Annotated in this window: 21 protein-coding genes and 1 riboswitch; of the genes, 15 read left to right on the top strand and 6 right to left on the bottom strand. The window is 49.2% G+C overall.

Annotated elements, in window-relative coordinates; translation table 11 throughout:
- Positions 1 to 32: 32 nt before the first annotated feature.
- From metX to ACKA06_RS05350, 6 genes are all read left to right on the top strand, one after another.
- Positions 33 to 1,115: a homoserine O-acetyltransferase MetX gene (gene metX, locus ACKA06_RS05375; protein WP_411159153.1), complete on the top strand. Its 1,083-nt coding sequence runs from the start codon at positions 33 to 35 to the stop codon at positions 1,113 to 1,115.
- 251 nt (positions 1,116 to 1,366) lie between these two features.
- Complete coding sequence (locus tag ACKA06_RS05370; protein WP_456153943.1) at positions 1,367 to 2,833, top strand: S41 family peptidase; 1,467 nt, start codon at positions 1,367 to 1,369, stop codon at positions 2,831 to 2,833.
- Between the two features lie 296 nt (positions 2,834 to 3,129).
- Positions 3,130 to 3,891, top strand: coding sequence for an SDR family oxidoreductase (locus ACKA06_RS05365; protein ID WP_411159152.1), 762 nt, complete (start codon positions 3,130 to 3,132; stop codon positions 3,889 to 3,891).
- Between the two features lie 15 nt (positions 3,892 to 3,906).
- Positions 3,907 to 4,128, top strand: a complete 222-nt coding sequence (locus ACKA06_RS05360; RefSeq protein WP_198258005.1) for a hypothetical protein — start codon at positions 3,907 to 3,909, stop codon at positions 4,126 to 4,128.
- Positions 4,129 to 4,133: 5 nt separating this feature from the next.
- Complete coding sequence (locus tag ACKA06_RS05355) at positions 4,134 to 5,162, top strand: alpha/beta fold hydrolase (RefSeq protein WP_411159151.1); 1,029 nt, start codon at positions 4,134 to 4,136, stop codon at positions 5,160 to 5,162.
- 350 nt (positions 5,163 to 5,512) lie between these two features.
- Positions 5,513 to 6,709 carry a PDZ domain-containing protein gene (locus tag ACKA06_RS05350; RefSeq protein ID WP_411159150.1) on the top strand — a complete coding sequence of 399 codons (1,197 nt, stop codon included), beginning with the start codon at positions 5,513 to 5,515 and terminating at the stop codon, positions 6,707 to 6,709.
- A gap of 44 nt (positions 6,710 to 6,753) precedes the next feature.
- Here the strand turns inward: ACKA06_RS05350 and ACKA06_RS05345 are convergent, their stop codons facing one another.
- The gene (locus ACKA06_RS05345) at positions 6,754 to 7,980 is read right to left on the bottom strand and encodes a dicarboxylate/amino acid:cation symporter (RefSeq protein WP_411159149.1); all 1,227 of its coding nucleotides are present in this window, start codon (positions 7,978 to 7,980) and stop codon (positions 6,754 to 6,756) included.
- Positions 7,981 to 8,238: 258 nt separating this feature from the next.
- On the opposite strand from ACKA06_RS05345, the gene ACKA06_RS05340 reads away from it, so the two are divergent.
- The 3 genes from ACKA06_RS05340 (at position 8,239) to ACKA06_RS05330 (ending at position 11,380) form a co-directional block, all read left to right on the top strand.
- Positions 8,239 to 9,363: an MBL fold metallo-hydrolase gene (locus ACKA06_RS05340; protein ID WP_411159148.1), complete on the top strand. Its 1,125-nt coding sequence runs from the start codon at positions 8,239 to 8,241 to the stop codon at positions 9,361 to 9,363.
- Positions 9,364 to 9,476: 113 nt separating this feature from the next.
- Entirely contained in the window at positions 9,477 to 10,349 is an 873-nt protein-coding gene (locus ACKA06_RS05335) for an ABC transporter permease subunit (protein WP_411159147.1), read from the top strand.
- Positions 10,349 to 11,380: an ABC transporter permease gene (locus tag ACKA06_RS05330; RefSeq protein WP_411159146.1), complete on the top strand. Its 1,032-nt coding sequence runs from the start codon at positions 10,349 to 10,351 to the stop codon at positions 11,378 to 11,380. The genes ACKA06_RS05335 and ACKA06_RS05330 overlap by 1 nt, the downstream gene beginning before the upstream one ends.
- A 163-nt stretch (positions 11,381 to 11,543) precedes the next feature.
- Here the strand turns inward: ACKA06_RS05330 and ACKA06_RS05325 are convergent, their stop codons facing one another.
- Together ACKA06_RS05325 and ACKA06_RS05320 are read right to left on the bottom strand one after the other, a co-directional pair.
- A complete protein-coding gene (locus ACKA06_RS05325) occupies positions 11,544 to 12,128 on the bottom strand; it encodes a VTT domain-containing protein (protein WP_411159145.1) in 585 nt (194 codons plus the stop codon).
- Positions 12,129 to 12,258: 130 nt separating this feature from the next.
- On the bottom strand, positions 12,259 to 13,113 hold the full coding sequence (locus ACKA06_RS05320; protein WP_082921461.1) for a DUF1206 domain-containing protein: 855 nt from the start codon (positions 13,111 to 13,113) through the stop codon (positions 12,259 to 12,261).
- A 178-nt stretch (positions 13,114 to 13,291) separates the two neighbouring features.
- Positions 13,292 to 13,493: riboswitch (cyclic di-AMP (ydaO/yuaA leader) on the top strand.
- A gap of 151 nt (positions 13,494 to 13,644) precedes the next feature.
- On the opposite strand from ACKA06_RS05320, the gene ACKA06_RS05315 reads away from it, so the two are divergent.
- Together ACKA06_RS05315 and ACKA06_RS05310 are read left to right on the top strand one after the other, a co-directional pair.
- Complete coding sequence (locus ACKA06_RS05315; protein WP_032086677.1) at positions 13,645 to 14,301, top strand: potassium channel family protein; 657 nt, start codon at positions 13,645 to 13,647, stop codon at positions 14,299 to 14,301.
- A 3-nt stretch (positions 14,302 to 14,304) separates the two neighbouring features.
- Positions 14,305 to 15,627, top strand: coding sequence for a TrkH family potassium uptake protein (locus tag ACKA06_RS05310; RefSeq protein WP_411159144.1), 1,323 nt, complete (start codon positions 14,305 to 14,307; stop codon positions 15,625 to 15,627).
- A gap of 54 nt (positions 15,628 to 15,681) precedes the next feature.
- Here ACKA06_RS05310 and ACKA06_RS05305 read toward each other — a convergent pair whose 3' ends face one another.
- The 3 genes from ACKA06_RS05305 to ACKA06_RS05295 are packed head-to-tail and all read right to left on the bottom strand — an operon-like array spanning position 15,682 to position 18,204.
- Entirely contained in the window at positions 15,682 to 16,293 is a 612-nt protein-coding gene (locus tag ACKA06_RS05305) for a hypothetical protein (RefSeq protein ID WP_411159143.1), read from the bottom strand.
- On the bottom strand, positions 16,280 to 17,317 hold the full coding sequence (locus ACKA06_RS05300) for an ABC transporter permease subunit (RefSeq protein ID WP_411159142.1): 1,038 nt from the start codon (positions 17,315 to 17,317) through the stop codon (positions 16,280 to 16,282). Before ACKA06_RS05300 ends, ACKA06_RS05305 begins: the two co-directional genes overlap by 14 nt.
- Complete coding sequence (locus ACKA06_RS05295; protein WP_032086673.1) at positions 17,314 to 18,204, bottom strand: ABC transporter permease subunit; 891 nt, start codon at positions 18,202 to 18,204, stop codon at positions 17,314 to 17,316. The genes ACKA06_RS05300 and ACKA06_RS05295 overlap by 4 nt, the downstream gene beginning before the upstream one ends.
- Before the next feature lie 787 nt (positions 18,205 to 18,991).
- On the opposite strand from ACKA06_RS05295, the gene serC reads away from it, so the two are divergent.
- The 4 genes from serC (at position 18,992) to ACKA06_RS05275 (ending at position 22,788) form a co-directional block, all read left to right on the top strand.
- Entirely contained in the window at positions 18,992 to 20,077 is a 1,086-nt protein-coding gene (gene serC / locus ACKA06_RS05290) for a 3-phosphoserine/phosphohydroxythreonine transaminase (RefSeq protein ID WP_411159141.1), read from the top strand.
- The gene (locus ACKA06_RS05285; protein ID WP_411159140.1) at positions 20,077 to 21,249 is read left to right on the top strand and encodes a phosphoglycerate dehydrogenase; all 1,173 of its coding nucleotides are present in this window, start codon (positions 20,077 to 20,079) and stop codon (positions 21,247 to 21,249) included. The genes serC and ACKA06_RS05285 overlap by 1 nt, the downstream gene beginning before the upstream one ends.
- Before the next feature lie 76 nt (positions 21,250 to 21,325).
- Complete coding sequence (locus ACKA06_RS05280; RefSeq protein WP_411159139.1) at positions 21,326 to 22,096, top strand: alpha/beta fold hydrolase; 771 nt, start codon at positions 21,326 to 21,328, stop codon at positions 22,094 to 22,096.
- Positions 22,097 to 22,146: 50 nt separating this feature from the next.
- Complete coding sequence (locus ACKA06_RS05275) at positions 22,147 to 22,788, top strand: HD domain-containing protein (RefSeq protein ID WP_411159138.1); 642 nt, start codon at positions 22,147 to 22,149, stop codon at positions 22,786 to 22,788.
- Positions 22,789 to 22,794: the final 6 nt, after the last annotated feature.

The following is a 22,794-nucleotide window of genomic DNA, read 5'->3' as shown; positions in this document are numbered from 1 at the left end:
TCCCTCCATTACTGAAAAAAGGAGGCGGCGGAATGGAGAATCCCCACACCCGAGCGGCCCGATACGAAGTCAACTCCATTACGATCCCAACCCTGACGCTTGAAAGCGGGGAGACCCTGAAGGGGGTCGAGCTTGCCTATGAAAAAACAGGATCAGCAAACGGCCCGGTCATCCTCATCTGCCACGCCCTTACAGGGAATCATATTGTAAAAGGGACGCCGGGCAACAATGGCTGGTGGGACGGACTCATCGGCCCGGGTTCGTACCTGGATACCGATGAATATACGATTCTTTCATTCAATGTCCTTGGCGGCAACGACGGCAGCACCGGTCCCGCATCAATCGATCCGCCGACCGGCAGGCGGTATGGCCGGGAGTTTCCGGCCGTCACCGTCAGGGACATGGTGAAAGCTCAATACCTGGCGTTGAAGGAACTGAACATCCCGCACGTTCACGCCGTCATCGGCGGTTCACTCGGCGGGATGCAGGCACTCGAATGGGGTATGATGTTCCCATCCTTCGTCGATAAAGTGTTTGCCCTTGCCGTCACACCGACTCTCAGCGACTACGGCATTGCCTTCAATCATATCGGCATCCAGGCGATCGAATCGGATCCCGATTTTCAAAACGGTCATTACCCCGAAGGCGCTCATATAAAAGGTTTGGAGATTGCGAGGATGGCCGGCATGGTCACATACAGGACGCCGCTCCTTTTCGACGACCGTTTCAAGCGTGAAGAAGCGCAGTCCGGTTTTCAAGTGGAAAGCTATTTGAACTACCAGGGCAGGAAGCTTGCATCGCGATTCGATCCGAACAGCTACCTCACCCTCCTGAAAGCCATGAACTCGCATGACTTGAGCAGGGGGCGCGGCTGCACGCTCGATGACATCGCGGAACACTATCCTACCGAGCTGATCACCATCAGTTATGAGGGCGACCTCATCTACTCCCCTGAATACATGGAACGTTTTACGAACCGGGTGCGTGCAGGGAGGCATTATTTCGTTTCCACAGCTTTCGGCCATGACGGGTTTCTGGTCGAATTCGAGAAATGGGGCAGCATGATTTCCTCCCATTTGAAAAATGTTCAGGCAAAACGGGTTGTGAACGGCTGACGTATCATAACCCGTCCCCCTCCGGCATATAGTTTAATAAGCAAAGACATCGCACCGCGGTATCGCGCGTTTTTGTGCGGTGTCTTTTTTAATAAAAAAATGGTGAGTGTCCGGCTCGATCAAGGTTTTTAGGATGTGTTTGCCCCGGACAGGCAGTCAGCCCGCGGCTGATAAAAGGACAAACCATCCCTCGCGCATGCCGGCGCTTTTCGTATCAGCCATGACAACAAGTTGGAGGGGGAAATATGGAGTTGAAAGGCAGAAAGCTTATCATCACAATCTTGATCAGCATGCTGATCGGGGCAGGCGGAATGTACGGCGGATTCACCCTGTTTGATTTCGGCAATTCAGGGAACGAGCTCACAGAGTACAGCGGTAACGGGGATGTCGCTGACAAACTCCACAAAGTGGAAGTGGCCTATGACCTCATCAGCGAGAAATTTTTTCAGGACGTGAATAAAGGGGAACTAGTGGAAGGGGCCATCCAGGGAATGCTGAAAACCCTGAATGATCCCTACTCGGTCTACATGAACGCCGAGACGGCTTCACAGTTCAACGATGCGCTCGACTCTTCCTTCGAAGGGATCGGGGCGGAGGTCACGATGATGGACGGGAAACTGGTCATCGTTGCCCCTTTTAAAAATTCACCTGCAGAAGAAGCTGGGCTGAAGCCGAATGACCGCATTGTCAAAATCGACGGCAGCAGCATCGACGGCCTCGATCTATATGAGGCGACTCTTAAGATAAGAGGAAAAAAAGGAACCGAAGTGAAATTGGAATTGCTGAGGGAAGGCGTCTCCGAACCGATCGAAGTCTCCGTCAAACGCGACGAGATCCCGGTTGAAACCGTCCACTCGGATGTGAAAAAAGTGAACGGAACCAAAACAGGCTATATCCAGATCACCACCTTCTCTGAAAACACCGCCGCAGACTTCAAGAAGCAGCTGGCAGAACTCGAAAAGGATAAGGTGAAGGGACTTGTCATCGACGTTCGCGGCAACCCGGGCGGACTGTTATCCAGCGTCGAACAGATCCTTCAGGAGTTCGTCACAGGGAAGAAGCCTTATATCCAAATCCAGGAACGAAACGGCGAAGTCATGAAATCCTTCTCTGATAAAAAAGAAAAGAAAGCCTACCCGGTCGTCGTCCTCATCGATGAAGGGAGCGCATCCGCCTCCGAAATCCTTGCCGGGGCACTCAAGGAAACGGAAGGCTACCCGCTTATCGGGACCAAGAGCTTCGGAAAAGGAACCGTTCAGCAGGCCGTTCCGATGGGAGACGGCAGCAACATCAAGCTGACGATGTACAAATGGCTCACACCGAACGGAAACTGGATTCACAAAAAAGGGATCAGACCTGACGTCGCAGTGAAGCAGCCGGCTTACTACTACGCCCACCCGCTTCAAATCGAAAAACCGCTGAAGCCCGAAATGAACAACGAGCAGGTGAAAAATGCACAGGAAATGCTGAAAGGCCTCGGATTCATGCTCGACCGCTCCGACGGCTACTACAGCAAAAAAACAGAACAGGCCGTCAAGGAATTCCAAATCCAGCAGGGCCTCGACTCTAACGGCATCATCGACAGCAAAACAGCCGAACACCTGCAGGCCGAAATCTACCAACAGATCCAAAACGAAAAGAACGACCTCCAGCTCCAAGCCGCCATCGAATACGTAAACCGCATCGCAAAGGCGCAGGCAGCTAGAGGGTCGGAATAGTAAATTGGAATGATTGCCTTCCTTTGGGGAGGCGTTCTTTTTTGTGTGTTTTGTGTGTACCAGGTACAGGGAGCTTTGATTGTACCAGGTATACTGCCAGCCGATTGTACCTGGTACAAAATGAGCCAGGCTCAAAACCACCGAATCGAGCCAGGCACCCCCAACTCACCCCCAACCACCCACCATCAACAGGCAAATCAATCAATTCTACCAATCCCACATGAATCCATGCACTATTTCTCAACCAAAATCTATTATATAGAGTGAAACAATTTTAATAGAAAGGAGGCAAATACATGTTTGATATAAAAGGAAAAGTGGCGGTTGTGACGGGAGGTGGAAGGGGCCTCGGGAAAGAGATGGCGCTTGGCCTGGGTGAAGCGGGTGCGCATGTTGTAGTGTGCTCTAGGAATCTGGCAGCCTGCGAAGAAGTGCGGGATTCCCTGACTGCACTGGGTGTCAGGTCTCTTGCCTTCTCCTGTGACGTCACGAACAAAGAAGATGTCGTGCATATAATAGAAGAAACTATGAAAGAGTTCGGCAGGATTGATATTTTGATCAATAACAGCGGGACTTCGTGGGCGGGTCCGTTTTTGGATGTGCCTGCTGATAAATGGGACAAGGTCATGGATGTGAATGTGAAGGGGACGTTCCTGTTTTCGCAGGAAGCGGCGAAGGTGATGGTGAAGCAGAAGTCGGGAAAGATCATCAATATCGCATCGGTGTCAGGTTTTGGGGGGACGGATCCAAGGTTGATGGACACCGTTCCTTACAATGCTAGTAAAGGTGCGGTCATCACGCTTACAAAGGATCTTGCCGTTAAACTTGCCTCTCATAATATCCAGGTGAATGCGATTGCGCCGGGCTTCTTCCCTACTAAAATCACCAAACAGCTTTTTGCAGAGCAGGGGAATGCGATCATGCAGCATATCCCAGCGCAACGATTCGGTGAAGGGGAAGATCTGCGCGGGATTGCTGTTTTTCTCTCATCAGCTGCTTCTCAGTATGTGAACGGCCATATTTTAATCGTGGACGGTGGAATATCCGCCCTGGCATAAAAGGAGAAATGAAGGATGGATGAATGGTATAGAGAATTAAAGCTCGCCGGGACCCGTGCAGAGTTTGAGATTAATCAGGCAATCAAAGCCGAGATCAATCAGAGTGAAGTCATTGAAGCATACAACACGGTGATGGAAACGATCATGAGTATTCTTCAACTCATGACTTTTGTGCTGCTGTTTGTCGAATTTCTCAATCAAAGAATGCTGATTGGACATGTCAGCCAAGGGGGGTGAAGCGAATGGAAGATAATCTGGACTTACTAAAAGAAATAGAGCGGTGGAAAGGATTTTTCAATACGATCTCAATGAATGAGGAATGGAAACCGAACTTCCCTAGGGAGGCTATCTGGAAAAAGGGGACATGCACGCTCTGGCACTACCGGCAGGAAGAACCCAACGGCAAGATCCCGATGTTCTTGCTGTATTCACCGATCAACAAACCGAGCATTCTCGATTTGACTAAGGATTACAGCATGGTCGGAGGGTTCCTCGAGGAAGGATATGATGTATACCTTTTTGAATTCGGAGAACCGTCGCAGGAGGACCGTTCCATTGGTCTCGAAGAATACTTGTTTCAGTACATTGATCAGGCGATAAAACAGATGCTGGTGCACAGCGGACAAGCCACGATGTCCCTTGCAGGTTTCTGTCTTGGGGGGACACTTGCAGCCATCTATGCCTCCCTGCGGCCGGACATCGTGAAAAACCTGCTCCTTTTCGTCACACCGGTCGATTTTCAGTCGGTGCCGGAATTCAGCGAATGGATCGAAGCGCTGAAAAGCGGGGAGCTGGATTTCAGACTGCTGATTGAACAGAGCGGGACGATACCGGCTCACGTAATGAAAGCAGGAATGCGTCTGTTGACTTCCCCGGTCTATTTTTCACCCTATCTGTCCCTGTTGACGAAATCCTATGATCCGGGGCATGCCTATTATTGGTATCGTTTCAATCAGTGGACCAACGACCATATCCCGATGACAGGAGCTTTCGCACTGGATATAACCGAGTACTTTGTGAAAAGGAATGTCCTTTTGAATGGAGGCTTCGAGCTTGGCGGGGAAACGGTCGATTTGAAGAATATCACTTCTAATGTATACATGATTTCATCACGATATGATCAGATGGTCCCTGCCGATATTTCGTCCCCGCTGATGAATATCATTTCCAGCCGAGACAAGCACCTGGAACTGGTGGAAGGCGGGCATGCAAGCTTGATAAAAAACAGCATTTCCCAACATCTGAAAGATTGGCTTGGGGAACGCGCGTAAAGGAGGGAAGCCATGTATTATTCAGAAATGGAGGAAGATTTCCTATTTGGTTATCTGGGGTTTGCGTTTGTCGTATTTAAACAATTTTGGGCTCAGTATCTTCAATAAAATGTTAAAGCCGGAAGAGGTTTCTCTTTCCGGCCAATTTTACATAGGGGTGAAATTCCGACATCATTTCCCGGGAAAATATCGGGTTTGCTGTCGAAATAACCGAAGGTCTTGCATATATCCGGGAAATTCCCCGCTTGGATTTCCGGATGTAATAGAATCGGAATAAAATTGCAATAGGTTTTGGAGGGGGATTTTGATAAAATAATAGATAACAGTTTAAAAGAGGGGGTGACGTTTCATTGGTCGAGGTTTGGTTACTGGACGTCTTGAAGGCTTTGGGTAAATTCATTCTGCATCCGGTATTATTTTTATCGGTGCTGCTGGCAATTATGACGGGTTATTTTCGCGTGAAAAGGGAACGAAGGGATTTTCATACGCGGCTTCTGGATGGATATCATGATTTGCGTGTCCTTTTATCGTATGGAATCGCAGTCGGGCTGGTATTTTCATTGGTCACCATAGGAGCGGGGCTGGTCATCCCGGTGTTTGCCCTGACGCTCATTGGTGCTTTGAGTGTGCTCTTTGCACTCACAAGGAATTTTCATCTTGTGTCTGCAGCGATCACTACCGGATTTTCTTATTTCCTTCTTGTAACGGTCCATTATTTTGACTTGGAAATACCTTTTGTACATACGTATTTGGAAGATTTGAATCTAGGGCTTCTCAGTTCGGTCATGGTCCTAGCGGGGGTTCTTACCCTTATTGAAGGGATCCTAATCAAACTTAACGGATGGAAACATACTTCCCCGCGCCTGATCAAAAGTGAGAGGGGACTGAAAGTCGGGGTCCACAAAAGCAAGAAGCTTTGGCTGGTGCCAATGTTCGTGCTGCTTCCGACAGGCAATCTGACACTGCCATTCGACTGGTGGCCGGTGTTCACACTCGGCACAGAGAGTTATTCGCTGCTATGCGTCCCATTCCTGCTCGGTTTTCAGCAGCTTGTGAAAAGTACTCTGCCTGAGGTCGCCATCAAGCAAATGGGCTCTCATGTATTCTGGCTCGGAGCCTTCATCCTGACACTTGCCGTCACGGGCTTCTGGGCACCGATGTTTTCAGTCGCAGCAGGAGTGATCGCGATCCTGGGCCGCGCCTGGCTCATATATCGCCACCGATCTGCGGAAGATTCCAAGCCTTATTATTACAAAAGGCAGTCGAAAGGCGTCATGATCCTCGGAATCCTCCCTGGGACACCGGCCGAAAAGCTTTCACTCAGTATCGGGGAAATCATTTTAAAAGTGAACGGAACAGACGTGAATACGGAAAGGGGATTCTATGAAGCCCTTCAGAAAAACGGTGCCTACTGCAAACTCGAGGTCCTTGGCACGAACGGGGAAAACCGGTTTGAACAGGGTGCTCTGTACGAAGGGGATCACCACGAACTCGGGATCCTGTTCGCCGATCAGGATTCAGGCTGGGAACGTCATCATGTTTCATAAAAAAAGCTTGCAGAATCAATTTCTGCAAGCTTTTTTACATTTACTTAAGCGGAACGGTCTTCTTTTTTCTCTGTCTTATCAATGATCGCGGTCCCGACAAGGTCACCTGTCACATTCAGGGCCGTTGCCCCCATGCCGACAAGAGCGTCGATGGCCGTCAACAGCGCCACGGTTTCCATCGGCAGGCCGAGCTGTGCAAAGACCGTGGCGATCATGACGATACCGGCGCCCGGAACCCCGGCAGTCCCGATCGATGCGAGTGTCCCGATCAACACGACGACAAGCATCTCGGTCAGCGTCAGCGGTTCACCTATTACATTCGCCGCGAATACGGCGGAGACCGCAATGCGTATCGCTGCCCCGTCCATATTGATCGTTGCCCCGAGCGGAAGGCTGAAGCCGTATAGACTTTTTGACAAGCCAAGGTTTTTCGCAGCATCCAGCGTCAGCGGAAGCGTCCCTGAGCTGCTTTGCGTGACAAACGCAGTGATCATTGGAGTGCGTGCCTGTTTAAAAAATCTACCCGGACTGATCTTGAAGAAGATCATGAACAGGATATAAAGACCAATCTGAACGGCTATCGCAGCGTAAAGGACGAGAACCATATTGCCCAGCGATACGAGTGTGTCCAAGCCTTGATTCCCGACCGTATTTGCCATGATGGCAAAAATCCCGATCGGAACGTATTGCAGAACGGCTTTCATGATCACAAGCACTGCTTCATTCAATCCTTCAGCGAGCTTGTACACATGTTCACCCATTTCATGAAACTGTTCACTCGACCGCAGCCACGAGATCGCAATCCCAAAGGTGAGGGCGGTGAAGATGATCCCCAGAAGGTTGAACTCTGAAAAAGCAGTCACGATGTTTTCCGGGACGATATTCAATAAGACACTCACGAGTCCCGGGTTTTCAGGTACTTTGAACGATTCGTCCGTATCGAGCGTCATCCCGGTCCCCGGGTTGAACAGACTGGCGACGGCAATGCCGACGATGATTGCCAGTGCAGAAGTAAGAACATAGTATAAGAACATTTTTCCACCCATGCGGCCGAGACTGCTCACGTTTGTCTGGTTGACCCCGACAATCAGCGTAAACAGGATCAGCGGCAGGATGACGAACTTAAGGAGCCTGAGCAGGACGTCGCCGAGCGGTGTGAGGACGGACGCATCTTTTCCGAAAATGAGCCCGGCGATCACACCGAGCACGAGAGCCACGGTGATTTTTAAAATAAGGGATGTTTCGAGGTATCCCTTCCATATCGCTTTCATAAAATTCCTCCTTTATATGATAGTTTTCCCCAATGGATTACATAAGAATCTTCTATTTAGAGCATTCCGCACATTCCTTAATAAGCGGCCGGAACAATTTCATGTTAAAGCACATTGAAATAGTCGGGATTCAATTACGATACAATACACTATCACATCTGTCAAAAGAATCGTTTTTCCATTCCAATCTTACGTTTGGTAAATACGGAACAGGGTATATATGAAATATAAACATATCATTGGGAGGAGATTACAACCATGTCACTTCAACCACTTGAAGTAAAAGATCTAGTCAAAAAAATCATGAAAAATGAAGAAGTCTTTATCCTGGACGTCCGCGGGGAAGACGATTATGAAAACTGGAAGATTGAAGGAAAGTCTGTCACCACCATGAATATCCCTTTGAAGGAAATCAAACAGGATCCCGGAAAAGCGAAGGAGAAGCTGCCGGATAAAGGACCGATTTATGTCGTGTGTGCGAAAGGGATTTCATCACAGGACGGAGTGGAGATCCTGAAGGAAGCAGGCGTCTCTGAAATAACCCATGTGGTCGATGGGATGAACGGCTGGAGCGAGCATCTCGAACCGGTCAAGATCAGCAAGCTGCCCGGGGAAGGCGGGGCACTCTATCAATTTGTCCGTCTCGGGAAAGGATGCTTATCCTATATCATCGAATCTGACGGGGAAGCGGTCATCGTCGATCCCAACCGCATGACGCATTTTTACACAGACTTCGTTGAGGAACAGGGTCTGAAAATCAAAGCAGTCATCGATACGCATCTTCATGCCGACCATATTTCAGGAGGGCGTGAAATTGCCAAGCAGTACGATGCCGAATACTATTTTCCCGATAAAGATGATGAAGGGGTGGAATTCGAGTACAATCCGCTGAAGGACGGCGACGAAATTAAAGCAGGTGCGGCGGCTCTCAAGGCATTCTATTCACCGGGCCACACGATCGGCAGTACGAGCCTCATCGTGAACGATGAATTCCTGCTCACCGGTGATATCCTGTTTGTCGAATCAATCGGCCGGCCGGACCTTGCCGGGAAGGCTGAAGACTGGGTGGAAGACCTGAGGGAAACATTGTACGACCGCTACAAGAATCTGGCGGGTGACTTGACCGTCCTTCCGTCCCACTTTGGTGAGATGAGCGAGTTGAATGAGGACGGAAGTGTGTCGGATAAATTGAACGCTCTCTATGAAAAAAATAAAAAGCTGAATGTGGATGATGCAGGGGAATTCCGGCATATGGTCACGGATAATCTCCCTGAGCAGCCAAACAGCCACGAAGAAATCCGGAAGACGAATATGGGGAAAGTCCACCCCGATCCTGAAGAAAAGCAGAGTATGGAGACAGGTCCCAACAACTGTTCAGTGTAAAATAAAACGGGCAGGCAGCCTCATCAGGCGGCCTGCCTTATTTATTTTTCCTTCCAATCAATCTATTTTTTGGTATAATTTTACTAATAGTAGAGTTAATAGGGAGGCTTGCAATGAAACTGCTACATATAATCAAAAATTTTATTTTATCTGCAGCCGGGATCATCTTGATGGGCGGCCTGCCGGTGCTCATTTCCGGACTTGCTGCCAAGGAGGTGCACTGGCACGCCTATTGGACGACAATCCAAGAGATTCTGTATGCCATCATCCACCCATCCGAGCTTACATATAAAGTGATCGGCGGGCAGAAAGAGCGCGATTTGTTCCCGTTTTTGTGGGAGCCGATCCAGTATTCACTGACCGTCTTGTTTTCGTCCTTCTTTCTGGCCATGCTTATGGCCGTCATCCTCACGATCCTCACCATGATGTTCTCGGAGAAAATCAGACAGTCTATCAAATTCGGGTTCTATCTTCTGGAATCACTGCCCGATCTTCTCATCATCCTGATTCTGCAGCTTGCCATTCTTGCTTACTATAAACAATCCGGACAGGTCGTCGTGGGGATTGCCGCCACTTATGAGGAAAAGATTTATCTGCTCCCGATCCTGGTGCTTGCCATCCTGCCGTCCATCCAGCTGTACCGTTTGACGATTATGACGTTCGAGAAGGAAGAGAAGAAGGATTACGTGCAGCTTGCCAAATCAATCGGGTTGGGAAAATTCTTTATCTTGATCGTACATATCCTGCGGAATGCTGTCATTTCCGTATTCTTTCAGTCGAAGAAAACGGTCTGGTTCATGCTGTCGAATCTATTCGTCGTCGAGCTGCTGTTCAATATTCCGGGCATCACCCGGTTCCTTATGTCGACGCTGCAGCCGACATTATTCACGCTCGCTTTATTCAGCATCTTCATCCCTCTTTTCCTTTTTTACAACATCGGGGAGTTCGTGCTGTCCCGTAAGGCAAACAGAGGGGAGGAATTATGATGAAACGAAGTATATGGAAGAATCCGATGTTCCTCAGCGGCTTTTTGTATTTGTTTCTGCTGATCCTGGCGAGCTTTCTCTATACCATCCTCTGGGATGATGAGGTAAGGCGGCTTTATTTTATTTCTGAAAATGGATTCCCGGTGGAGTCGGCGCCGATCTCGCCAAAATGGAATTATCCGTTCGGCACCGATCCGCTTGGCCTGGATATGTTAGGGAAGATTCTCATCGGCGCGAAATACACGCTGATCCTTTCCTTCATCATCGCCTTCCTGAGAGTCGTCATTTCCCTGCCGATTGCACTTGTCCTCGGCACCTATCTGCAAAGGTTTAAAAAATCGATCAACGGGACGATCGATTCGTTTCATTATATCCCGTTGTCCATCATCGCTTATTTCCTGCTGCATCCGATTTTATGGGAGCCGTTCAATGGTTTTCCCACAACGATGACGGAACGGTTCATCATTGAAATCCTGATCCTGACTCTCCTCATCGTTCCAATCCTTTCGTCACTGCTTGGAAATGAAGTAACGATGGTGTACAAGGAAGAATTCATCCTCAGCGCGAAAGTACTGGGAGCAAGTAAATTCAGGATCATCTTCAAACATATTCTCCCGTCATTGAAGGACAAGCTGGTCGTCCTTTTCGGTCAGCAGATCATGCAGACACTGATCATCTTCATCCACCTCGGACTGCTGAAGCTCTTCGTCGGCGGGACGGACGTCGATTATTCCTTCGTCCCGAATCCACCGATGTCCAGCACCAATGAATGGTCTGGTCTGATCGGGGACTCGTTCCGCTACCTGCAGGGTGCCCCGTGGGTGCCGCTCACTCCGATTCTCTTCTTTGCGAGCGCCATGTTCGCCGTCGCTCTTATGATCGAGGGATATGTGCGTGCAACGTCTGGCCACTCCCATTTTTATAAAAAGTTCAGGGAGAAATATAATGGGGAAGCTGTGGAGAAAAAGGACGAGTTAAAAGCTGCTGATTTTAAAAGGGTGAGGTCTGAGGGGGAAACGTTTGGAGGATGAAAAGAGGGGGGCGTGTTTTATTCGATTACAGGGCAAGATCTATTAATTGGGTGCCAGGCACAAATCACCCGCTTTGTGCCTGGCGCAGGACCGGTCGCCTTCGTGTACCAGGTACACTCCACCAACACAAAAAATCGGCCGCACCTAAGCTGGGTCCGGCCGATTATCCATTTCTTCCGCTCAAACGTCCATACCGGACAGCGGCATAACCGAGCCCCAGCAATGCTGCCGCCCCCAGCAGGATCCATGTTCCCCTCGATGATTCGATCACATTTACAACGATCAGAGCTTCAAGCAGGAGTGCCGGTATTTTCCCAGCGGTGCTTACCACGGTGAAAGCGGCAGCCGAGATACTGCTGAATGCAGCGGCGACCGTCACGACCCCTGAAGGGACAAAAGGGAAGATCCGAAAGACAAAAAGGAGGAAGATCCATTCCTTTCCTTCTGCCTGCTTGAGTTTTAAAAAATAGCTGTTTTCCAATATTTTATCGAATTTCGCCACCGACATCCCTTTCCGATAAAGGACAAAACTCACGACGGCACCGAGGGATTCGCCGATGATAGAAAGGAGGATTCCGGTTTCGAGGCCGAAATATGAAATATTCAAGGCCGTGATGAAAAAACTGGGCAGGAAGCCGGCAACACTGATGACAATGTTCACCCCTACGCTGAATAAGGCGATCAGGACAGCACTTCCGCTGAGGTGATTCTCGATGATTTCTTTTATCGTAAGTGCCAGCCAGTCCAATTGCCTCAGTCCTTCATCATGGTCTATTAATCCGGTGTGTTTTAATTCCTTTCACATTGTACTATATTTTGAACAAAAAGAAACAGAGCCGGGAAAGCCCGGGCTCTGTTTTGTGTGAAAATCCATATTATCAATACATACTCAAATGCCGGTTCTTCCCCTTTAAAATCTGATACACCCCGTAAAGGAACAATCCGGCCGCGACCACGGCCAGTATCCACTGGCCGTATGGCTGCTGGGCGATTTTTGAGAGGGCGCCGTCGAGTCCTTTTGTTTTATCGGGGTCTGCGGTGATGGCCGTCTTGATGAAGAAATAACCGACAAATAGGAAGACGAATCCACGCGAGAATAATCCCATTCTTCCGGCGTTCCTGCCTAATTTCCACTCTTTGTCGGACATTTCATGCCGCTTGAAATGCTTTGTAAACTTTCCGGTTACTGCGATGTACATTTCATGAAGGGCGAAGCCGATGATGATGGCGCCGACGATGCCGACGATCCACTGACCGAACGGCTGTGATAAAAGCTTAGCAGAGATGGATTGTTTGGACCCGGAGCCCGATCCGCTCTTGGCATGCATCGCGATCATGAATGCATTGTATGAAAGTGCACTGTAGATGATTCCGCTGATGACATGGGTGAGCCTCCTGAATGCCGATTTCATCAAACCGTCGGAATGTCCGGGGTCTTTGACTGCTTCGATGAAGCTCCACATGACGATGCCGATGATCCCGAATCCGACGATCCACAGAAGTACCTCACCGAACGGAGCCTGGGCAACCGCACTGAACGCCCCGCTGGAATCGGACATGCTTCCGCCTGCCCCGAACGCGGCCATCAGTGCGAGCGCCCCGATCATCAGGTAAACACTGCCCCTTGCGATATATCCTACCCGTGCAAACCCACGTATCCAGGGCTTGATGTCAGACGAGCTTTGATTGTTTTTATTTGTATCGTTAGAAATGATCGTTGAAAGATCAGCCATTTTCCTACTTCCCTTCTGGTACTTATCTAGCATTACTTATGTAGGCTTTTCCCCATAAAAATGAATTGGAAACCTCCCGGTGTATGAAAAATCCCTTCCAATTGAAGGGCAGAAATTTTTACAAAAAACATATTTACAACTCACGGTACGGGGAGTATGATAACTAACATCAAACAAATATTCTTTATCGCTTAATTCAATTTGAAGCGGGGGACCCGAGTCACAGGGGTGAATCCACATCGCTGCAAGGTTCTTGATCTGAAAGGCATAGGCCGGTGCGCCCATGCTGAAAGGAGAATCCTTGTTTGCGGCTTGAGGTAGGGCTACTTCCATCGCCCGAATCCGTCAGCTAACCTCGTAAGCGTAATGGGAGAGGATGATACTCGTGATCAAAAAATGATGACCACAGGGTGTATTCCTTGTGGTCTTTTTGTGCTGTTTTTTAAGTTCGATTGCCGCTGTTCTGTTCGGAGCGGAGTTGAATAACATCAATTGGTTAAGCTAATAAAAAGGTTTTGGAGGGTGTACATCATGAAGAAGCAATTTGCAGTCATCGGTTTGGGCCGGTTCGGGGGAAATCTTGTACAGGAGCTGGCAGCGCTCAATGTGGAGGTGCTTGCGATCGATATCCACCACGAAGTCGTCCAGAAGTTCCAGGATATTGCGACACATGCCGTGCAGGCGAATGCGATGGATGAATCGGTGCTGAAGTCACTTGGACTTAGAAATTTTGACCATGTCATCGTTTCATTTGGTGAAAATATCGAGGCGAGTATCCTGACGACGCTCCAGCTGAAGGAAATCGGCGTCAAAGAGGTGTGGGTCAAGGCATCGAATGCTTACCATCAGAAAGTGCTGGATCGCATCGGCGCGGATAAGGTCATTCATCCGGAACGAGATATGGCGAGAAGGATCGCCCATCACATCACGTCTGAGAAAATCATCGATTATATCGAAGTATCGAAAGAACATAGTATCGTCGAAGTGCTAGCAACCAGGAAGGTCGCCGGGAAGAATCTGATCGAGCTGGATGTTCGCGCGAAGTACGGCTGCAATATCATCGCCATCCACCGCGGTGACGAGGTCATCGTCTCGCCGTCCGCGGATGAAGTCATCCAAAAGGAGGACCTCCTGATTGTGATTGGTCATAACCGCGATATCAATCGCTTTGAAAAAGAAGGTGTATAAAAGATGAAGGGGAAGATCACTCCCTGGACCCCGCCGCAGCTGCTGGTGGTCACGTTCATTTTTTTCAGTATCCTCGGGATGTTCCTCTTGAAGCTGCCGTTTGCGACAGAGGAGGGCATTTCGATGCTCGACGCACTGTTCACATCGGTTTCAGCCATGACCGTCACCGGGCTGATTGTTGTGGACACGGGCAGTGTGTTTACCACGTTCGGTGAAGTCATCATCATGTGCCTGATCCAGATCGGCGGGCTCGGGATCATGTCGTTTGCCGTCCTGATCTTCATGATGATCGGCAAGAAAATCGGCTTCAAGGAGAGACTGCTGATTCAGCAGGCGTTAAATCAGACTTCGGTCGGCGGCGTCATTAAACTCGTGAAATATTTATTTTACTTTTCTTTTACTGTGGAGGCGGCCGCCGTCGTCCTGCTGGCGACACAGTGGGTGCCGGAATATGGATGGGGCAGGGGACTTTACGTCAGTGTGTTCCACTCCATCTCTGCATTTAACAACGCAGGATTCTCCATCTGGGCGGACAGTCTGATGGGATACGCGGGGAACCCGGTCGTGAATCTTGTGATTTCGCTGTTATTCATCATCGGCGGTATCGGGTTCACTGTTCTGGTCGATCTTTATAAAAAGAGATCGCTGAAAAAGTTGTCTCTTCACACTAAAATCATGTTGTGGGGTACGCTGATCATCAACACGGCAGCGATGATCATTCTCTTCATTCTTGAATACAACAATCCCCACACGCTCGCGAATCTGTCGCTGTTCGATAAAGTGCAGGCGGCTTATTTTTCAGCTGTGACACCGCGGACCGCCGGATTCAATACGCTTGACTATGGAGTCATGGAGCGGGATACGATCTTCCTGACGATCCTCCTTATGTTCATCGGGGCGGGGAGCGCCTCCACAGGAGGGGGCATCAAGCTTACAACCTTCATTGTCATATCGCTGAGTGTCTTTGCGTTTTTAAAAGAAAAACGTGAAATCCGGCTGTTCCGCCGAACAATCAGTGAGTTTCATATCTTCAAAGCCCTTGCTGTATCGATGATGAGTGTATTCCTCGTGTTCAGCGCACTGTTCGTGATGAACATCAGTGAAAAAAGCGCCGAATTCTTGCCGATCCTTTTTGAAATCGTCTCTGCATTCGGCACGGTCGGCCTGTCGATGGGGATTACCGGATCTCTTACAGACTTAGGGAAGAGCGTCATCATCATCGTCATGTTCATCGGAAAACTCGGGCCGCTGACGCTTGCATTCTCGCTGTCGAGACCGGACAAAGAGAAAATCCGATATCCGAAGGAGGATATCATGACAGGATGATCCATACAAAAAAGACCTGTGCTTACGAATAGCGCAGGTCTTTTCTGTATGGGATCACATGGAGGGCCTCGCTTTTTCCTGGCTCTCATTCAGGTCCCATTTCCCTTGATAAAATCCTCCGTCATTAAGGTTCGGAAGGGGGGCGAATAAAGCGATCCCGGTCATTTCCGATTGATCAAGTTCATAGTTGAAAACACCTTCGCCCCCGCCTATGTTTTCACCTTTTTCCCCGTACTGATCCTTCACCGCCGTCGGCTGCAGCTCCGGCCTGAATTGGATGGATACCTGATATCTCTTCTGGGGATCGCTTCGTTTCATGACAATCAAAAAGGTCCCGTCTTCCCCGGTTTCTCCTGTTTCGGAGACCTTCGTTTCAGCGACCGGCTCCGCTTCCGCATTCATGACCTGCAGTAAGGTGACCGTGTCAGGATATTCCGTCAAGCTCGCTTCGATGACCGCCCCCTGGGGCAGATCCGTCTCTCCGCGGAAAACCAGTTTATCCTTGCTGAACTGGACTTTTGATTGCAGCGAAATCGGCTCTTTTCCTTTTGGTTCGGGTTCGGCTTCTGCCTGTTTCAGGGTTTCATCGACCAGGACGACCCGGCAGCCTGACAAAAGAAAGAGGAGGGACAGCGATAAAACAGTCAGAAGTCTATACGGTTTCACGATGATCCCTCCCTGCAGTGAATTGAAAATCCTCGACACTCTGCTTAGAAAGGGCAGCTTGCCCGCGGCCGCCTTTTTCAACAGACCCGGCTTTGACCGCTTGCCCTTCGATCAGCACCTGCCTCAGAACGGAACTGATTTGATTCACGCAGTAAATTGATACCGCAAAAAACAGCAGCGGTGCGAGCAGGAGCATCGGCTTGTTGAAGACTTGCTGGATGTTGATGCTCATTGTGGCGGCCCATTCATTGGTCACCGAGAAATACTGCGGGATGAACTCCATGACCCCGAAGTTTTCCGTGATCAATCCTCCCAATGTAATATGCAGGATCCCTAGCTGCACAAGGAGGAGGAGAGTCTGAGCAAGCTGTTCCGAGAACAGCACGATCGACTGTCGGCTGAAGTAAGGCCACAAATGCTTCCGGATCAGATGAAAACGCCCGGCTCCCATCGTCCTCGAAGCCGATATGAAATCCTGCTTCAGGAAATCATGCATCCCCTGACCAACATACATCCCAAGTGACGGGATGACAATCAGGGCGATGACGATTACCTCGATCATCAGGAACCTGAAGGAGGGAAGCGACCCTCCGGCGAATGCAAGCTGCAGCGGATACAGCAGTATATAGACAACGATGGCAAGCGGGATGAAATTAAATGTGTCCAATAGCCCTTTGGCCCCTGTCCGGATCCAGCGGGGAAGAAAGGCATACAGCACACCCGTGATGAATCCGCCCGTCATCCTTAATAAGGCGATGACGATTGCCGATAACAGCGTGTATTTAGCACCTGCGACCAGGATGATGAATAGATTCCTTCCAAGCTTGTCACTCCCGAGCGGCGGCATTTCGGAAATGGAGTAAACAGGTGCCGCAATCACCCTGCCAGTTTCCTCATCTTTCATATAAGCCGGCCCTGATTCGAGAAAGTCAGGATTCAGAACAGGGACGAGGTAACTCCCGATGATCATGGCGAGCAGGATCAAGATCGGAATCCAAAATCGAATATGTTTGAATACACTCATACTTCCGCCTCCTCATGGATGCCCGTATATTTTGTCAATAAAAGCTGCCCCAGGCTGAATAATAGGAAGAAAGGGATATACACCATCAGCATGCCGATGAAAAATGCACTCGGCTTGCTGACGGCTGTCGACAGCATCGCCACCATGAAACCATTGATGTTGAACAGGATCTCAATGATCAACAGATTCGAGAGCATCAGCAGGAAAATCGGCTTGATATGATAATAGAAGCTGACCCACACGTTCCTGAACAAATGGACCCACAGTGTGTAAGCCTTCGAGAACCCTTTGGAAAAAGAAAATTCCACGTACGGTTTATCTCCTTCTTCCCGAAGCTGGAACAAGAAATTTTTAACGAGAAACGCAACCGGCATCACTGCTAAACAGAAGATCGGCAGCATATAGATCCTCTCTTCCCCGAGGGCATAGATATCGAAGAAAAGAATGCCCGTCTTCTTAAACAGAAAGATGATGAACAACTGCAGGAACACAACTACGAGCACATCCGGCAGCGAATCCAGCAGCTCGAGGATCCTCAGAAAAAACCGGTGGGCCCTGCGGGGGAGCAGCATGGCCAGATAGCTTAATAGGGCAGCACTCACAGCCGCAATGAAAAAAGCCGTCACCAGCAGCAGGAATGAGTAGCCTAACAGTTTCAGCATCATCGGGAAGATCGGATATTCCTTCCCGTCCGCTTCAACTTGTACAAAAATGGACCCCGGATCGAGCAGGTCCTTTCCAATCAGTTGCAGTGTATGAATATATTTAGCGATATGTATCACAAGTTCATGATCGTACATGAGCAGCGACCCGGCCCCGCTGAAAAGGAATAGACCCAGACATGTCAGGATGAATTGAAGGGGCAGCCGGAGGAGCTGTTTTTTCATAAATATCCCTCCCTGAATAATGATGCTTTTGATTACAATTATATTACAAAATTTTCAAACTATTTACCTATTATACTATATCATTTCCACTTTATTCCTTCAATGTCTTGATAGACCCATTGAGGAGGCAATCGAAATACAGACAGAATAAGATGAAATAACATACCGGAACAACAAAAAAACCTCTATCTAATGGACGTGTATTTTAGTGTTGTTCTCTAAATACCGCTATTGATTTCCGTGGAAGACTTCGCTTTCCGCAGGCGGTTGGTGAGCCTCCTCAGCTTCGCCTGCGGGGTCTCACCTAACACGCTCTTCCCGCAGGAGTCTTCGTCTTCCACTCCAATCAACCGCTTGGACAAGCTGAAATAAATAGATGAAAAAAATATACAAACCCGCACTTAATTGATTCTTTAAATACAAATAAGCGGGTTTAACAAGACACGATGGCCCCAGCCTCTTACCTCATATCTTAATGGTATTGCGGCTTTTAGGTTTGGTATCATATTAAATCTCAATCGAAAACCTGCATCATCAGTCGTATTGCTAGGGGCAAATAAGACGATTACGGTGAAGCTAGTCCCGGTATATTCGTAATTAAAAAGTCCCTCGCTCGTTGGCCGTCACTCTATTTTCAAAAACACTTAGAACGATACAATGAATAGGAAAAAGGACAAAAAAGGGGGTGATTAAGCGTTTACATGTAGGGTGAGTGGGATTGACGCAGCGGCTTGATTTCACTATAATTTGAAAAAATTCGGAACTTTCTGAGAGGGTGGTGTCATAGATGAAAACTGTTTATAATTTCTCGGCGGGTCCTGCGGTGCTGCCGAAGCCAGTGCTTGAGAAAGTGCAGGAGGAAATGCTTGATTACGAAGGGACTGGGATGTCCGTAATGGAGCTCAGTCACCGTTCTGGTGCGTTCCAGGAAATCATTGACGGGGCTGAAGCGCTCCTCAGGGGACTGCTCCGCATCCCGGACGATTTTCACGTGCTGTTCATGCAGGGCGGGGCTTCCCTTCAATTTTCGATGATTCCCCTGAATCTGCTCTGCCCGGGCCAGACCGCCGACTATATCGTCACCGGCAGCTGGTCGAAAAAAGCAGTGAAGGAAGCGGAAAAAGTCGGTGAGGTGCGCACGCATCTGCCAGATAGTCAACACAGCATCCCGCAGTTCTCCCGTGATGATTTTTCAAAAGACGCCCGGTATGTACATATCACTTCGAATAATACAATAGAAGGAACGCGCTTCAACGGGTATCCCGACACTGGGGAGATCCCGCTGATCGCCGACATGTCCTCGCATATTCTGTCAGAGGAACTGGACGTCTCAAAATTCGGCCTCATCTATGCAGGGGCACAGAAAAATCTCGGACCGTCGGGAGTCACTGTCGCGATCATCCGCAAGGACCTTGTCGGCCATGCGCCTGAACATTGCCCGGCACTCCTGGATTACGAAACATATGTAAAGCACGGCTCGCTGTTCAACACCCCGCCGACTTTTGCCATTTATGTATTGAAGCTCGTGCTTCAATGGGTGAAAGAGAACGGCGGTTTAGAGGGGATGGAAGCACGCAACCGTGAAAAAGCGGAGCTTCTGTACTCGGCGATCGATCATTCCGGCCTTTTCTCTAACCCGGTTTTACCTGAAAACAGATCGTTGATGAACATCCCATTTACAGCTGACAGCGATGAAGTGAACGCAAGATTTTTAAAAGAAGCAAAGGAAGCAGGCTTTGAGTTCCTGAAAGGTCACCGTTCTGTCGGGGGCATGCGCGCAAGCATTTACAACGCGATGCCGCTTCAGGGTGTGAAGGAGCTCGTCGATTTCATGAATAACTTTGAACGCGAATTGAGTGAAGGAGGATCATGATGCTGACAATCAATACGTACAATGCGATAGCCAAAAGCGGACTTTCATTAATAGAGGACGATCTCAACTATCTCCTGAATGGGGAGGGAGATCCCGACGGACTGCTCGTCCGTTCTAAGAATCTCCATGATATTTCATTCCCTCCGTCATTAAAAGCGATTGCGCGTGCCGGTGCGGGTGTGAACAATATCCCGGTCGATGACTGTACCGAGAAGGGGATCGTCGTGTTCAACACGCCGGGGGCGAATGCAAATGCCGTGAAGGAACTTGTGCTTGCCAATCTGATCGCTTCTGCCCGCAATCTCTATTCAGCTGTGGGCTGGGCGCAGACTCTTCATGGTGAAGAAGATGCAGCCTCGGTCGTCGAGGCAAAGAAAAAGGAATTCGTCGGCAGTGAAATCAAAGGGAAAAAGCTAGGTGTCGTCGGTCTCGGCGCCATCGGTGTCCTTGTCGCGAATGACGCCCTCGCACTCGGAATGGATGTCGTCGCCTATGATCCGTTCATTTCGGTCGATGCCGCATGGAGACTCTCTCAGGATGTAAAACGCGCTCATAACATCGAAGACGTCTGGGCGCAGTGCGACTTTGTCACATTCCATATCCCGCTTACGGATAAAACGAAGCACTTCGTGAACAATGACAGCTTCCTGCGCATGAAAAAAGGCATCACCCTCCTTAATTTCTCACGCGGGGAACTGGTGGATGAGCATGCGCTCGGTGAGGCATTGAACGCAGGTACCGTCAAAAAATACGTCACCGATTTTCCGAATGAAGCGGTCCTGGGATTGAAAAATGTCATCCCTGTTCCGCATCTCGGTGCTTCCACCGTCGAATCCGAAGAAAACTGCGCGGTGATGGCAGCGCAGCAGCTGAAAGCATATCTGGAGACAGGGAACATCAGGCATGCCGTCAACCTGCCGGATGTGGACCTTCCATACAGCGGCAAAATGCGGGTGACCGTCATGCATAAAAACATCCCGAACATGGTCGGAGGCATCACGACGACCTTATCCGGCTATGCCGTCAACATCGCCGACATGATCAACCGCAGTAAAAACACTTGGGCCTACACGATGATCGACCTTGACCAAAAGCTGAACGAAGAAGAGCAGAACGATGTCAAAACAAAACTGAAAGCCATCGATGGCGTCGTATCGGTGCGCCTCATCTAAATAGCATGACTAGAACTCCCTTATCCCGAGAAGAATGTGTAAGAGACACTACTCGGAATAAGGGAGGTTTTTATATATGCCAAGCATACCTTATCAAGGCTCCAGTCTATATTTCGACGATCTCGGAAAAGGGACGCCGCTGCTATTCATTCACCCACCCGGAATGGGGAGGGCCGTGTTTTCAAAACAGCACTCCCTTGCCAGTCATTTCAGGCTGATCATCCCGGACTTATCGGGACACGGAGATTCTCCGACTATGAAGCCGTTCGTAAGTCTTGATTCCTTTGTGGATGAACTTCTTTTCCTTCTTGATCATTTACAGTTATCCACATGTGTACTTCTCGGATATTCAGCCGGAGGCGTGATCGCACAAGAATTCGCCGCAGCATATAATGAAAGAGTAAGCGCCATGATTCTGATCGGGGCTTACCCGAAGGTTGTCCACAATAAGCTGAAAATGATGCATCTGATCGGGATGAAGATGGTCCGTCATTATCCGGTAAGGCTCGCTAAAATCATTTCAAAGGCCCATACGAAAGATAAGTCGGAACGCAAAGAACTCGTCCTTCACATGAACAAGGCGAATCCGGAAGTCTGGTACCATTTTTACAAGCAGTCACTGTGCTATGACGGCATCGAAAAAATGAACCGCTGCAAGGTGCCGATTATGCTGATATACGGGGAGAAATCGGACTGGGTCAATGATCAGCTGGAGTGCTATAAAGACTGTCATCCTAAGAAAGTCTACATCATACCGGGGGCATCCCACCAAATCCCGACCCTGCATCACGATGCACTCAATGCCATCCTGGCCGGGGAAGTGGAAGGGCTGGTTTCTTTTAAATAAAAGAAGGGTAAGGATACAACCCGGAACGATACAAGAGAGAGGAGAATACTATGGGAATTCATCACTATTTTAAAAGCCTGTCCGACCTCGAGACGCTCGTGCGCTGTCCGGGGAGGTTCAAATATCACGAACATAACGTGGCCAGCCACTCCTTCAAGGTGACCAAGATCTCACAATTCCTCGGGACCGTGGAGGAACAGAATGGACAAGAGGTCGACTGGAAGGCCCTTTACGAAAAATCGCTGAACCATGACTATGCCGAGTTATTCACAGGCGACATCAAAACGCCTGTGAAATATGCATCGGCAGAACTCCGCGAACTGTTCAGCCAGGTAGAAGATCAGATGGTCAAGAAATTCATCGACACCGAAATCCCGCCGCGGTTTCAGGATGTATACAGGGAACGGTTTAAGGAAGGAAAGGATGCATCACTCGAAGGCCAGATCCTGTCGGTCGCCGATAAAATCGACCTTCTTTATGAATCATTCGGAGAAATTCAGAAAGGGAATCCAGACCCGTTATTCATGGAGATTTACGAGGGAGCCCTGTCGACCATCATGAAATTCAGGGAGCTCGAGTGCGTCCAATATTTTCTCGACTACATTCTCCCCGACATGCTCTCAGAAAAATTCATCCCCCACAGTGAATTGAAAGAACGGACGGAGCGGCTGATCCAGTCAGCGGACGAATAGCGAGAA

Origin of the sequence: Rossellomorea oryzaecorticis, from assembly GCF_045897515.1 — a bacterium.
In the GTDB taxonomy this organism is placed as follows: Bacteria; Bacillota; Bacilli; order Bacillales; family Bacillaceae_B; genus Rossellomorea; species Rossellomorea enclensis.
Note: the sequence above shows the minus strand (reverse complement) of the source record. Positions and strands in the feature narration are given on the sequence as shown.

Excerpts from the sequence above, each read along its gene's own strand:
- metX (WP_411159153.1), top strand. The coding sequence starts at position 33 with ATGGAGAATCCCCACACCCGAGCGGCCCGATACGAAGTCAACTCCATT.
- ACKA06_RS05365 (WP_411159152.1), top strand. The coding sequence starts at position 3,130 with ATGTTTGATATAAAAGGAAAAGTGGCGGTTGTGACGGGAGGTGGAAGG.
- ACKA06_RS05360 (WP_198258005.1), top strand. The coding sequence starts at position 3,907 with ATGGATGAATGGTATAGAGAATTAAAGCTCGCCGGGACCCGTGCAGAG.
- ACKA06_RS05355 (WP_411159151.1), top strand. The coding sequence starts at position 4,134 with ATGGAAGATAATCTGGACTTACTAAAAGAAATAGAGCGGTGGAAAGGA.
- ACKA06_RS05345 (WP_411159149.1), bottom strand. The coding sequence starts at position 7,980 with ATGAAAGCGATATGGAAGGGATACCTCGAAACATCCCTTATTTTAAAA.
- ACKA06_RS05340 (WP_411159148.1), top strand. The coding sequence starts at position 8,239 with ATGTCACTTCAACCACTTGAAGTAAAAGATCTAGTCAAAAAAATCATG.
- ACKA06_RS05335 (WP_411159147.1), top strand. The coding sequence starts at position 9,477 with ATGAAACTGCTACATATAATCAAAAATTTTATTTTATCTGCAGCCGGG.
- ACKA06_RS05330 (WP_411159146.1), top strand. The coding sequence starts at position 10,349 with ATGAAACGAAGTATATGGAAGAATCCGATGTTCCTCAGCGGCTTTTTG.
- ACKA06_RS05320 (WP_082921461.1), bottom strand. The coding sequence starts at position 13,113 with ATGGCTGATCTTTCAACGATCATTTCTAACGATACAAATAAAAACAAT.
- ACKA06_RS05315 (WP_032086677.1), top strand. The coding sequence starts at position 13,645 with ATGAAGAAGCAATTTGCAGTCATCGGTTTGGGCCGGTTCGGGGGAAAT.
- ACKA06_RS05310 (WP_411159144.1), top strand. The coding sequence starts at position 14,305 with ATGAAGGGGAAGATCACTCCCTGGACCCCGCCGCAGCTGCTGGTGGTC.
- ACKA06_RS05300 (WP_411159142.1), bottom strand. The coding sequence starts at position 17,317 with ATGAGTGTATTCAAACATATTCGATTTTGGATTCCGATCTTGATCCTG.
- ACKA06_RS05295 (WP_032086673.1), bottom strand. The coding sequence starts at position 18,204 with ATGAAAAAACAGCTCCTCCGGCTGCCCCTTCAATTCATCCTGACATGT.
- serC (WP_411159141.1), top strand. The coding sequence starts at position 18,992 with ATGAAAACTGTTTATAATTTCTCGGCGGGTCCTGCGGTGCTGCCGAAG.
- ACKA06_RS05285 (WP_411159140.1), top strand. The coding sequence starts at position 20,077 with ATGCTGACAATCAATACGTACAATGCGATAGCCAAAAGCGGACTTTCA.
- ACKA06_RS05280 (WP_411159139.1), top strand. The coding sequence starts at position 21,326 with ATGCCAAGCATACCTTATCAAGGCTCCAGTCTATATTTCGACGATCTC.
- ACKA06_RS05275 (WP_411159138.1), top strand. The coding sequence starts at position 22,147 with ATGGGAATTCATCACTATTTTAAAAGCCTGTCCGACCTCGAGACGCTC.